General features: G+C 66.7%; 8 protein-coding genes. 7 read left to right on the top strand and 1 reads right to left on the bottom strand.

All coding sequences use genetic code 11. The annotated features are described in order from the left end of the window. Positions 1 to 65 precede the first annotated feature (65 nt). Positions 66 to 668 carry a DUF6149 family protein gene (locus BM113_RS05665; RefSeq protein WP_089786130.1) on the top strand — a complete coding sequence of 201 codons (603 nt, stop codon included), beginning with the start codon at positions 66 to 68 and terminating at the stop codon, positions 666 to 668. Here the strand turns inward: BM113_RS05665 and BM113_RS05670 are convergent. Continuing rightward, positions 665 to 2,032, bottom strand: coding sequence for an ABC transporter substrate-binding protein (locus BM113_RS05670; protein ID WP_089786132.1), 1,368 nt, complete (start codon positions 2,030 to 2,032; stop codon positions 665 to 667). The genes BM113_RS05665 and BM113_RS05670 overlap by 4 nt on opposite strands. Positions 2,033 to 2,280: 248 nt before the next feature. On the opposite strand from BM113_RS05670, the gene BM113_RS05675 reads away from it, so the two are divergent. From BM113_RS05675 to BM113_RS05700, 6 genes are all read left to right on the top strand, one after another. Beyond that, positions 2,281 to 5,022, top strand: a complete 2,742-nt coding sequence (locus BM113_RS05675) for a methyl-accepting chemotaxis protein (RefSeq protein WP_089786134.1) — start codon at positions 2,281 to 2,283, stop codon at positions 5,020 to 5,022. 371 nt (positions 5,023 to 5,393) lie between these two features. After that, a complete protein-coding gene (locus BM113_RS05680; RefSeq protein ID WP_089786136.1) occupies positions 5,394 to 6,662 on the top strand; it encodes an ABC transporter substrate-binding protein in 1,269 nt (422 codons plus the stop codon). A gap of 6 nt (positions 6,663 to 6,668) precedes the next feature. Further along, a complete protein-coding gene (locus BM113_RS05685; protein ID WP_089786138.1) occupies positions 6,669 to 9,227 on the top strand; it encodes a methyl-accepting chemotaxis protein in 2,559 nt (852 codons plus the stop codon). A gap of 116 nt (positions 9,228 to 9,343) precedes the next feature. Then, entirely contained in the window at positions 9,344 to 12,184 is a 2,841-nt protein-coding gene (locus BM113_RS05690; RefSeq protein ID WP_089786139.1) for a methyl-accepting chemotaxis protein, read from the top strand. 141 nt (positions 12,185 to 12,325) lie between these two features. Beyond that, positions 12,326 to 13,207, top strand: coding sequence for a homoserine kinase (locus tag BM113_RS05695; protein WP_089786141.1), 882 nt, complete (start codon positions 12,326 to 12,328; stop codon positions 13,205 to 13,207). A gap of 19 nt (positions 13,208 to 13,226) precedes the next feature. Next, positions 13,227 to 13,577 carry a hypothetical protein gene (locus BM113_RS05700; protein ID WP_089786142.1) on the top strand — a complete coding sequence of 117 codons (351 nt, stop codon included), beginning with the start codon at positions 13,227 to 13,229 and terminating at the stop codon, positions 13,575 to 13,577. Positions 13,578 to 13,587: the final 10 nt, after the last annotated feature.

The following is a 13,587-nucleotide window of genomic DNA, read 5'->3' on the forward strand; positions in this document are numbered from 1 at the left end:
ATCATTCCCCGTTTACGGGTTCCGGGTCCGAACCGCTCTTTAGCGCTCCCTCCATAGGACGGTGTATGAAACTCCAGCAGAACGTACGTCACTTCGCGTCCCGCAAGGCCCTCGAGACGCCGGTCGTTCGCTCGGCGGCCAAGTCGGGACTCGTCCGGCTTCACACGCGAGTCTTCCTGGGGAAGGCCGATCCGGAGCGGGCCGACGAACGGAAGGACCACCTCGACGGCCTGTTCGATGCGACGGTCGACACCTACCTCCGGGCGCTCCAGGACGGCTATTCCGAGGCCGAGGCCCGCGAGATCACCCACATCCAGGCCAACTTCGACTTCTACAACCACGGCTGGACCGAGATGATGGAGTTCCCGGTCGACGAACTCGAGGCCCACTACGAGCGCTACCGGGACTTCTTCGAGACGTGGGAGATCACGATCGACGACCCGCTTGGCCAGTTCGCGCCGCGGGACGGGCTGGCGCCGGCCCCGTCGACGCCCGAGAAACTCGAGGATCCCGAACACCCCCACGCGGAGGGCGGGTTCGCGGACGACGCCTACGTCGAGACCGAGGACGGCGAGCTCGTGGTCGGCGGACGCGACGGACCCGACGAGGTGGACGTCTCGAAAGCGGTCGGCGTCGAGGACTCGTCGGCCGATGCTGCCGAAAACTAGGATCGAGCCTCCCGTAACCACGGCGGTGCCTCGTACTCCGCCGTCGCCAGTTCGTCCGGCCAGATGACCTCCTGGACGCCAACCCCGGCGGCGTTCTCCTGCCACTGGAAGAACGGGAACTGTTCGGAGCCGTACTCGAGGTCGTGAGCGAACTCGTGGTCCGGACCGTAGAACTCGAGGGTTCCGACGGTGCCGGTAAACGAGATCGACTCGAGTTCGTCGACCAGTTCCCCGTCGTCGAAGGTCCCGGCGCTTTCGACGGCCTCGGCGTACAGCATCACCGCGTCGTAGGTGTGATAGCCGGTGTAGACCGGGTTCGACTCGTACTCTTCCCGATAGCTATCGACGAAGGGCTGGGTCTTCTCGGTGTTCCGGCTGCGGGCCGTCGCGCTAGTGTGGCCGATCCCGTACCGACAGGCTCCCCCGGTCTGCCGGTAGTAACTCGGCAACTGCATCGGGACGTGGATCCCGCCGAAGTCGAACGGTCGCGGCTGGGGTACCTTCCAGTCCCGCAGGGCGTCGGTCCCCGTGTGTGCGGTGGTGATCAACGCGATGTCCGCACCCGACTCCTGGACCTCGTCGTACAGTCCCGAGAAGTCGTCGGTCGCGGGCGGGTATCGCCGCTCTAGCGTAACCCTGACGCCGGTGTCCTCGAGTCGTTCCTGGTAGACGTCCCACGGCCCTTCGGTCCAGTCGTAATCCTCGGCGAGGACGGCGACCGACTCCCAGCCGATCTCCGGGGCCATGTCTGCGAGGAAGTCGACGACGCCGCGCCCGAGGTCGCGGTCGTTCGTCGGGCCGACGCGAAAGTGATACCTGTAGTCCTCGTACTGCCGACTGACCAGCCTGCTCGCGGCGGAGGTCGCCGCACCGGTCGTGAGGTGAAGCGTTTCCTGTTCGGCGACGTCGTCGAGGACGTTCAACAGCGCGGGGCTGTCGAAGATCCCGACCGTCACGTCCGCGTCGTCCTCGAGGACGAGTTGCTGGTACTGGCGGCGGGCCTCGAGCGGACTCGCGTTCGTGTCGCGAACGGCGAGTTCGACCTCGTGGCCGGCGATCCCGCCGGCGTCGTTGAGTTCGTCGACGGCGATCCGCGCCGAGCGGGCCATCGACCGGCCGACGAAGTCGCCGTCCGGGTCCGGCGCGAGCAGGCCGATCGTCACCCCGTCGTCTGCCGTCTCGCTGCCGACCACGGCGCCGTACGCTTCCGTACCCGCGTCGTCCAGACACCCCGCGGACGCGACCGCGAGGGCTCCCGCCGCGCCCTCGAGAAACCGACGCCGACGCCGGCCGGTCGCCGTGTCGTTTCGCTCCCCGTGCTCTCCGGTTGCCCCCTCTTCGAACCCGTGCTCCGATCCGGTCATCTCGACCAGTATTTCTGTTTATAATTCTTAATAGTTGTGGGAGTGACGTGATGGTGTGGATTCACTTTCGCGGAGTCGACCAGGAAATTGTGAAAGATAGTAACGATATATCGCCGATTTAAACAACGATATTCGTCCATTGGTCCCGTGCAGTTTCCGATCGAAGGCCGATCGCGATGCCAGCGGTTATCGGATCTGATAATAATACGTCATAATTTATATGTCGTTGTACTCATGTGTCCGGTGGCATGGATTTCCCTCGAGGATTGGTACCGGCAGCCATCCGACGCAGGTACGCGGTCAAGTTCGGGATCGCGTTGCTCGTGCTCGGACTGTCGGTGGGGTTGATCGGGTTCGTGGCGACGGCCGGCATCACACACGAGGTCGAAGAACGGGTGCAGGACGACCACGCGGAGTTCGCCGGCCAGGAGGCACAGGGGCTACAGATGTGGAACGAGCAGAACGAGCACACGATCGGGGTGATCGCCTGGTCCGGCGTCGTCGCCGCCGACGATCCGGCGGCGATCCAGGAACGGTTCCTCGACTGGGAGGAACACTTAGACGCCGACACCTTCGCGATCAGTTACGTCGACACCGACGAGGGGACCGTCCTCGCGAGCACCGAGGGCGACCTCCGCGAGGCGTCCGCCGACGAGATCGAGAACGTGCCGGAGGAGGCCTACGAGAGCGCCACCGAACAGGTGCCCTGGGTCTCGAGTCCGTACGTGCTCGAGGGCGAACTCGGCGAGGAGACCGCGGTCATCACGTACGTCCTCTCGGTCCCCGGACAGGACGACAGGGCGATCGTCTACACCGCCGACCTCGAGGCCTACGGGAGCCAGTTCCAGGACGACGAGCAGGTGACGACGGTCGTCGTCGACGGGGCGGATCGGATCATCCTCGACGACGCCGGCTACGGCGACGAGTACGAGACGCTCAACAGCGCCTACGACGGCGATGCCGGCCTCCTCGAGGCTGCACGGACGGAAGGGGCGAGCACGCAGGAACTCGACGGTGCCCCGAGCGTCCTCGAGAGCTACGGGTTCGAGGCCGACGAGTACGTCGCCAGCGCGGCCCGTGTCTCGGGCACGGACTGGGTCGTCGTCACCCACGAGCCGATCGAGGAGACCTACGGCTTCGTCGCAGCGGTCAACGAGTGGGGACTGATCGCGACCGCCGTCGGGGTCCTCCTGATCGGCGCGGTCGGGGCCGTGGTCGGCCGGAACACGGCCTCGTCGATCGACAAACTGACCCGGAAAGCCGAACGGATGGAGGAAGGTGACCTCGACGTCGATCTCGAGACGAAACGGATCGACAACATCGGCCGGCTCTACGACGGCTTCGACTCGATGCGGGTCGCTCTGCGCGACCAGATCGAGGAGGCCGAGGCTGCCCGCGAGGAAGCCGAACACGAGCGCGAACGCGTCGAGGCGATCAACGAACGGCTGGAGCGGAAGGCCGACGAGTACAGCGACGTGATGGAGGCCGCCGCCGATGGCGACCTGACCGCGCGGATGGACGTCGACGGCGGCGACGCGGACGACGAGGCCATGGCCGCGATCGCGGCCGAGTTCAACGAGATGCTCGCCGAGATCGAAACCACGGTGGCCGAGGCCGAGCGGTTCGCCACCGCCGTCGCGACCGCCTCCGAACAGGTCACGGCCTCGAGCGAGGAGGTCCGGTCGGCCTCCCGGCAGGTGACCGAGTCGATCCAGGAAATCTCCGACGGCGCGGAACGGCAGAACGAGGCGCTCCAGTCGGTCGATGGGGAGATGAGTGCCCTCTCGACGACCACGGAGCAGATCGCCGCCTCCTCGAACGAGGTCGCGGATCTCGCCGAACGGACCGCCGAAACCGGCGAAAGCGGACGCGAGGCGGCCCGGGACGCGGTCGTGGCGATGGACGAGATCGAGGACGACGCCAAGGGAGCCGTGACGGAGATCCGTCGTCTCGAGGAAGAGGTCCAGCAGATTGACGAACTGATCGCGACCATCTCGGAGATCGCCCGCCAGACGAACATGCTGGCGCTGAACGCGAACATCGAAGCCTCCCGCTCGGCGTCCGGCGAGGACGACGAAGGGTTCGCGGCGGTCGCCCAGGAGGTCAAGGCGCTGTCCGAAAACGTCGCCGAGGCGGCCGACGAAGCCGAGAAACGCCTCGAGGCGATCCGGGAACGGACCGAACGCTCCGCGGCGGAGGTCGAAGACACCACGGCCGAAATCGAAGATGCCGGTCGGAAAGTCCAGGAAGCGGTCGACGCGCTCGAGGAGATCGCGGACCTGGCCGGCGAGACGAACGTCGGCGTGCAAGAGATTTCGGCGGCCACGGAGGAACAGGCCGCGTCGACCGAGGAGGTCGTCGCGATGGTCGACGGCGCGGCGACGATCTCCGAGGAGACGACTGCCGAGGCAGAGAACGTCGCGGCGGCGGCCGAGGAACAGACCTCCGCGCTCACCGAGGTTACCGAATCGGCCTCGAGTCTCTCGGAGCAAGCGGGGCGGCTCTCGGAGGCGCTCGACCGGTTCGAGACCGACGCCGAACCCGAACCCGACGGGGCCGGGCCGGAACTCGAGACGCCGGCGGTCGATGGGGCCGGCGAGAACGGCCAGTCCGAGTCGACCGTCGATTCCGGAACTGCCGACGGTTCGGTCGCCGATTCCACAGGGGGAGCCGACGACGAATCGGTCGGTCTCGAGGGCATCGAAGACCCGGAGTCGGTGCGGGAAAGTGAGGGCGAACAGGGACAGGTAAACGACGCGGGGGACGGCGTCGGTTCCGATCCCCTCGGGGTCATCGATGGGGCCGACGGCCGTATCGAGGACGATCCGGCGGGCGACGGCGCGGGTGTCGACGCAACCCGGGAGTCGACCGACGGCGGTGATGCCGGCGCTGACACCGTCGACCGAGACGCTGACACGACCGAGCAATCGGACGACGATTCAACCGACGGCGAGGACGTGTTCACGTTCGGCGACGGATCGGACGGATGAGACTCGAGCCGGGAGGAACCCGAACCGGACGAGCGGGGCCGCCTGTTACCTTTCGTCGCCGGCCGCAGTTCGTCAGGGTGCTGTCGGGGAGCGTGACGTCGCGGTCATCCGCGAACGACCTCCGTCGGTAGCGTTTCGCTTCCGACGGCGAGAACGGTGCTCGGCCTGCCGTCGAATCCGTTTCTCGAAACGGCTGGCTCGTATATCGTCACAAGTCGTTTTTGCCTCCGTTTCTCTTCTCCCGTCGAACGGTACCTGCTGTGTATATTGGCACAATATATCAACCGAACCATGAAGGTCTATTTCAACAACTCTGGAGTAGTCATATGAGATTCCATTAATCTAATATATGGTTGGTTAGATCTGCAAACATGAACAGGAATTCAACCCGACGGCGACTGCTCGCGGGGCTTGCCGGCTCCGCCGTCGCCGCCTTCGCAGGTTGTAACGACGTCGTCTCCGATGGCTCAACAGGCCTCACCTCCTCCGAAACCGATCGTGCCAGTACCGATCGAACGATCAAACTCGGTACCATGCTCCCTCTGAGCGGCCCACGAAGCGCCGTCGGGGAGGGAATCCGCGACGCCGCCGTTTTGCCGATCGAACAGGCCCGCGACGGCCTCGAGATTCCCCTCGAGATCGAGCATACGGCCGCCGACACGGAAAGCGACCCGGCGGCCGCGGCTCAGGCGGCCGCCTCGCTCGTGGACGACGGGTATCCGATGGTGACCGGCCCGCTGGACTCCGACATCGTCCTGCAGGCCACCCAGCAGGTGTTGATCCCCTACCAGACCGTCTGTTGTTCGCCCGGGGCGACCACTCCCACGCTCACTACGCTCAACGACGGCGGGTTCGTCTTCCGGACTGCTCTCTCGGACAACGTCCAGGGGACTGTCATGGCCGAGATCGCAACCGCCGAACTCGGCCACGACACCGCCGCCACCCTCTATGTCAACAACGACTACGGGTGGCAACTCAGCCAGGCGTTTAGCCGTGCCTTCCGCGACCGCGGAGGCACCGTCACCGACCAGATTCCCGTCGACGTCACCGCAGATTCCTACGCAGACGCGCTCGAACGCGTAGGCGAGGCCGACCTGGCGATTCCGGCGATCTACCCCGAGATGGCCCAGACGCTGTTTACCGATCTCGGGCCCTCTCCCGACCTCGACGTTCTCTGTACCGACGCCCTGCGGGAGCCCGACCTCTCCGAGCAGGTCGACTACTCGCTGAACGGCATCAAAGGTACCGCGCCGCTGATCGACGGGCCTGGCACCGAGACGTTCGTCGACCGCTACACTGCCGAGTACGGCACCGAGCCCGGGCTGTTCGCGTACTACGCCTACGATGCCACCGCAGTGTTGCTGCTGGCCAACGCTTACGCCGGCCAGAACGACGGTCAGGCGATCCAGAGCGCGATCCACTCGGTGACCAGCCCCGGCGGCGAAACGATCACGCCGGAGTCGATCGCCGACGGCATCACCCTCGCCGCACAGGGGTCGGCCGTCGAATACCGCGGCGTGGCCAACGATACCGGCTTCGACGACAACGGCGACCCGACCGAGACCACCTTCGAGTACTGGGAGTTCGACGACAGCGCCGACGGCGGAATCGCCGAACTCGACCGCATCGACCCCTATTAACAGACAATGTCACTCGCAACAACACTCGTCCCCTCGTTCATCCGGCGCAGTTACCTCGCCAAGTTCGTGCTCGCCATCCTGACTATCGTCCTCGTCATCGGCGTCGTCGGCGCTGGCAGCTACGTCGCCATCGACGATACCGTCCGGGCCGACGCCAACGCCCAACTCGAGACGACGGCGGAGATGCAAGCGGACGAAATCAGCACCTGGATGGAATCGATGTCCGTCCAGACACGCACCGCATCGTCCTCACCCGTCCTTCAGGAGGGGAACCCACAGGAGGTCCAGGGCCACCTCGTCGAAGAACAGGCTCGCATGGGCGTCAACGTTCGCGCGATCCACTACGTCGACACCGACGCAGACGAAATCGTCACCAGCACGACAGCCTCCTACCGCGACCGCTCGCTCGCGGACCTCGAGGAGCCGTGGCGTGACCACGACTTCGACGCCGAGTTCGAGTTAGACGAGGAGGTCTGGTACACGGAGTCGGCCTACGAGTCGCCGACGTTGAACGACCAGGTGATGGCGTTCGCCAGCCCGGTGCCGGACCGCGACGACAGGGTCGTCGTTGTCATCGGTACCCTGGAGTACCAGATCGAACAGCTCCACCTGGAGAACACGTCCGAATCGACGTCCATCCTCGATGCGGACGGCAACGACGTCTTCCGGGCCGACGAGGCATCGTCCGACGTCGACGACGATGCTCTCGAGGCGGCGCTTGGTGGCCGAGTGGGCCTGGTAAACGACGAGGAGACGGTTCAGGCGTACGTCCCGGTGAGCGACACGCGGTGGGTGGCGGTCTCGAGCGTGCCGACCGACGAGGCCTACGGCGTGGCCGCAAGCGTCCGGAACAACGTGTTGACGATGCTGCTGGTGAGCCTGGGTGGACTGAGCCTGGTCGGGGTCGTCCTCGGGCGACAGACGGTCGGACCGCTCCGGACCCTGCAGGACCGGGCTGCGAAGATGGAATCCGGTAATCTCGAGGTCGACCTCGAGACGAATCGGATCGACGAGATCGGCCAGTTGTTCGACGGCTTCGATTCGATGCGGGTCGCCCTGCGCGACCAGATCGAGGAGGCCGAGGCCGCCCGCGAGGAAGCCGAACGCGAGCGTGAACGCGTCGAGGCGATCAACGTTCATCTCGAGGAGAAGGCCGACGAGTACAGCGACGTAATGGGAGCAGCCGCCGCCGGTGACCTGACCGCGCGGATGGATACCGACAGCACCAACGAGGCGATGGCGGAGATCGCTGCGGAGTTCAACGAGATGCTCGCCGAGATCGAGGCTACGGTGGCAGGGCTAAACCGGTTCGCGACGGAGGTCGCGACCGCATCCGAGCAGGTGACCAGTTCGAGCGAGGAGGTCCGATCGGCCTCCCAGCAGGTCTCCGAGTCGATCCAGGAGATTTCCGACGGCGCGGAGCGCCAGAACGAGTCCTTGCAGTCGGCCAACCAGGAGATGAGCGCCCTCTCGACGACGACCGAAGAGATCGCCGCCTCCTCGAACGAGGTTGCCGATCTCGCGGAGCGAACGGCCAACACCGGCGAGGACGGACAAGAACCGGCTCGAGAGGCGATCGCGGCGATGGACGAGATCGAGGTCGAGGCCGGCGACGCGGTCGCGGAGATGCGCCGCCTCGAGGAGGAGGTCCAGCAGATCGACGAACTGATCGCGACGATTTCCGAGATCGCCCGCCAGACGAACATGCTGGCGCTGAACGCGAACATCGAGGCTTCGCGGTCGGCATCCGGCGAGGACGACGAAGGGTTCACGGCGGTCGCCCAGGAGGTCAAGACCCTCTCCGAGGACGTCGCCGAGGCGGCCGACGAGGCCGAGGAACGCCTCGAGGCGATCCGGGAACGGACCGAACGCTCCGCGGCGGAGGTCGAAGACACCACGGCCGAAATCGAAGATGCCGGTCGGAAAGTCCAGGAAGCGGTCGACGCGCTCGAGGAGATCGCGGACCTGGCCGGCGAGACGAACGTCGGCGTGCAAGAGATTTCGGCGGCCACGGAGGAACAGGCCGCGTCGACCGAGGAGGTCGTCGCGATGGTCGACGGCGCGGCGACGATCTCCGAGGAGACGACTGCCGAGGCAGAGAACGTCGCGGCGGCGGCCGAGGAACAGACCTCCGCGCTCACCGAGGTTACCGAATCGGCCTCGAGCCTCTCCGAGCAGGCGGTCCAGCTTTCCGAGGCGCTCGATCGGTTCGACACCGACGCCGAACCCGCCGACCTCGAGACGGCGGCCGGAGTCGAGGCGAGCGCCGACGCCGCTTCCGGGGACGACGAGACGCCGTCCGCGACGGCGGGGGACGATGGCGCGGCAGTCCTCGGAGCTATCGAGGAGTCGGAGCCGGACCGGGAGCCGAATCCGGCGGACGACGGCGACGCTGATCCGCTCGATCCCGACGTCGACTCCGCGGATCGACGCACCGACGATGACGACGAGGCCGAAACCGGATCCCGAAGCCAAGGCCGGGCCGGAAACGGACTCGAGGACGCTGACGCCGACGGAGAAACGGACGGAGACGTGTTCACGTTCGAGGACGACCCCGAGGAGTAACACGGCGTCGGACCCTCGGATCGTCGGCGACAGCCCGGGTTCCGCTACCGGGTAGCTATCAGCTTCGATAACTGCGTACCATAACTTATGTAGTGACGAGACTGTCCGTGGCTATTATGAGTCTCGTCCGACGGCTAGTACCCGCAGTTATCCGCCGACGGTACGCGGTCAAGTTCGCGATCGCGTTGCTCGTTCTCGGGGTAACTGTCGGGATGATCGGGTTCGTTGCCACGGCGACGATCACCGACGAAGTCGAAGAGAGCGTCCAGGACGACCATCGAACGGCCGTCCAGCAGGAAGCACAGAGTCTACAGATGTGGCACGAACAGAACGAGCGAACGGCGTCGCTGATCGCGACTTCCGACGTGGTCGCGTCCGACGACGCCGCGGCGATCGAGAGCAGCCTCGGGGACTGGCGGCTGGAACACCGCACCGAGGTGTTCGAGATTTCGTACGTCGACACCGGGGAGCGTGAAGTCCTCGCCAGTACGGCCGACCGGTTCCGCGGCGAGTCGACCGACGTCCTCGAGAGCGTCGACGACGAGGCCTACGACGCGGTCGGTGAGGACGGTACCTGGGTCTCCGAGCCGGCGCTCGTCACCGGTCTCAGCGACGAGGAGACGCCGGTCGTCTCCTACGTCGTGGCATCGGACGACGACCGCGCGATCGTCTACTCCGCGGACCTGATGTCGTACATGCACAGCGTCCACGTCGACGACCACGTCACCATGATGGCGCTTTCCGGCGAGGGGACGGTGATGGCCGACAGCGAGAACCTCGGCGAGAACTACACCACTTTCGGCCTCGAGTACGGCGACCGGTCGGTGCTCTCGCTGGCCGACGGCGAGGGTGGCGGCGCGGACGTCGTCGAGGGAACGGCCTCGGGTGCGCTCGCGGACGGCACGTACGGGTTCGACGCCGACGAGTACGTCGTCAGTGCCGCGTCGGTCGAGGGTACCGACTGGACGATCGTCTACCACGAACCGACCGAGCACGCCTACGGGTTCGTCAACGACGTCAACGAATGGGGGATGATCGCGACCGCGGTCAGCGTCCTCACGATCGGCCTGATCGGGGCCGTGCTGGGACGGAACACCTCCCGCTCGATCGACAAACTGACCCGGAAAGCCGAACGGATGGAGGAAGGCGACCTCGACGTCGATCTCGAGACGAAACGGATCGACAACATCGGCCGGCTCTACGACGGCTTCGACTCGATGCGGGTCGCTCTGCGCGACCAGATCGAAGAGGCCGAGACCGCCCGCGAAGAGGCCGAGCAGGAACGCGAACGCGTCCAGCAGATCAACGATCACCTCGAGGAGAAGGCCGGCGAGTACTGTGCGGTGATGGGCGACGCTGCCGACGGCGACCTGACCGTGCGGATGGACGCAGACAGCGAGAACGAGGCGATGGAGACGATCGCCACCGATTTCAACGGGATGCTCGCCGAGATCGAGGCCACGGTCGCGGGGCTGAACCAGTTCGCGACGGAGGTCGCGACCGCCTCCGAACAGGTCACGGCCTCGAGCGAGGAAGTCCGCTCGGCGTCCCAGCAGGTGACCGAGTCGATCCAGGAGATCTCCGACGGCGCGGAACGCCAGAACGAGTCGCTCCAGTCGGTCAACCAGGAGATGAGCGCCCTCTCGACGACGACCGAAGAGATCGCCGCCTCCTCGAACGAGGTCGCCGACATCGCCGAACGGACCGTCAACACCGGCCAGGGAGGCCAGGAGGCGGCCCGCGAAGCGATCGCGGCGATGGACGAGATCGAGGTCGAGGCCGGCGACGCGGTCGCGGAGATGCGCCGCCTCGAGGAGGAGGTCCAGCAGATCGACGAACTGATCGCGACCATCTCGGAGATCGCTCGCCAGACGAACATGCTGGCGCTGAACGCGAACATCGAGGCCTCCCGCTCGGCGGGCGGCAACGACGACGAAGGGTTCGCGGCGGTCGCCCAGGAGGTCAAGGCCCTCTCCGAGGACGTCGCCGAAGCGGCCGACGAGGCCGAGGAACGCCTCGAGGCGATTCGTGACCGGACCGAACGCTCGGCTGCGGAGGTCGAGGGAACCAGTGCGGAGATCGAAGACGCCGGTCGGAAAGTCCAGGAAGCGGTCGATGCACTCGAGGAGATCACGGATCTGGCCGGCGACACGAACGTCGGCGTCCAGGAGATCTCGGCGGCGACCCAGCAGCAGGCCGCGTCGACCCAGGAGGTCGTGGCGATGGTCGACGATGCGGCGACGATCTCCGAGGAGACGACCGCCGAGGCGGAGAACGTCGCGGCGGCGGCCGAGGAACAGACCTCCGCGCTCACCGAGGTCACCCAGTCGGCCTCGAGCCTGTCCGAGCAGGCGGTCCAGCTTTCCGAGGCGCTCGACCGGTTCGACACCGACGCCGAACCTGAGGACCTCGCCTCGGACGTCGCCGTCGACGTCGGCGAGTTCGCGACGGACGTGGTCGCCGAAGCCGAAGGTGAGGACGCGGCAGAGACCGAGGTCGACGACGCGCCGGCCGAGATCAGCGCCGACGAGATCCTCGGCCTCGAGACGGAGGGCGACGCGGAAGCAGACGTCGAAACCGACGACGGGACGGACCCACTCGAGTTCGACGACCAGTCGGCGGACGAGGACGCGGATCCGCTCGCGGTGTCGGGAACGACGACGGCCGATGACGACGTGGTCGAGGCCGACACGGAGCCGATCGCGTTCGACGACGAGGCGCCGTCCGACGCCGCAGATCCGCTCTCCCCGGTCGACGAGGGGGCGGACGACGCCGCGGCCGTGACGGACGCCGGCGGCTCGGACCCACTCGCGCCGACCGGTTCCGACGGCGAGGCTGACGACGAGAGCGAAACCGAACACGACGACGTATTCACGTTCGGTGAAGGCGGGGACGAAAGCGAAGGAGAGGACGAAGACGAAGACGAGGACGAGGACCCAACCGACGACTCCGAGTAACGCCAGCCGACTGCTCGTTCTTTTCTGCGGTGTTCCCGATGAGCCGTGCTACCGGCGTCACAGTCGGCACCGCGTCGAGAGGGGCGACTCGAGTGCCACTCGTTCGCTACCTTTTTCCCTGCCGTCTGGAAAGGAATCGGCATGCTCACCGTGCGGGCTCCGGCGACGAGCGCGAACCTCGGGAGCGGTTTCGACGTCTTCGGCGTCGCGCTCGGGACGCCCGCCGACGTGGTTCGGGTCGAGCGCGCCCCGGAGACCACGATCACCGTTACCGGAGCCGGCAGTCAGTACATCCCGGAAGACCCGGCGAAGAACACCGTCGGTGCGGTCGCCGACGCGCTCGACGCTCCGGCGCGCATTCGGATCGACAAGGGGGTCAGACCCTCGTCGGGGCTCGGCTCCTCCGCCTCGAGCGCCGCCGCCGCGGCCGTGGCCCTCAACGAACTCTACGATCGCGGCCTCTCCCGGAGAGAACTGGTTCCGATCGCCGCCGAGGGCGAGGCGCTGGTCTCCGGCGAGGCCCACGCGGACAACGTGGCGCCGTCGCTGCTGGGCGGCTTCACGGTCGTCACCGACGACGGCGTTACCCAGATCGACGCCTCGATCCCGGTCGTCGCCTGTCTGCCCGACATGGCCGTCTCCACGCGTGACGCCCGCGAGGTCGTCCCCGAACGGGCCCATATGAGCGACGTCGTCGACACCGTCGGCAGTGCGGCGACCCTGACGATCGGGATGGCCCGGAACGATCCCGAACTCGTCGGGCGCGGCATGGAAGACGAGATCGTTACGCCCGAACGCAGCGCGCTCATCGACGGCTACGACCGCGTCCGTGAGGCCGCCTTCGAGGCCGGCGCGACCGGCGTCACGGTAAGCGGCGCGGGGCCGGGCGTGCTCGCGGCCTGTTACCGGTCGGATCGACGGGCGGTCGCCGCGGCGATGGTCGAGGCCTTCGACGCGGTCGGCGTCGACAGCCGAGCATACCAGACCGTCGTCGGGGACGGCGCGCGGCTTTACACGGAGTAACCCGGATCGTACCACTGCGATGGGACGGCGTACCGACGGACTCCTCGCTGCGGTCGTACTCGTCGTGCTCTCGAGTGCGTTCGTCGCCAGCGACGCGCAGGTCTCGATCCCGGCGTTCGTCGCCGGCTGTATCGTCGTGCTCGCGCTGGAGGCCGCGATGGCTCCACACGCGGATACGGTTCGCCGGTGGTGGGCTCGGCCCGCGGTCAGGCTCGGCTCGCTCGCCGTCGCGATCGTGCTCGTGATCGGCGGGGCGCTCGTCTCGCCGACCCCGTTCCTGTCGGCCGGGATCGGCGCGACGGCCGCGTATCTTCTCCTCCTCGGACTGGTCGCGGCTGGCGTCGTTCAGCCGGTCGCCGAGTGGTTCTGACGCTACTCTA

Source organism: Natronobacterium haloterrestre, from assembly GCF_900112205.1.
In the GTDB taxonomy this organism is placed as follows: Archaea; Halobacteriota; Halobacteria; order Halobacteriales; family Natrialbaceae; genus Natronobacterium; species Natronobacterium haloterrestre.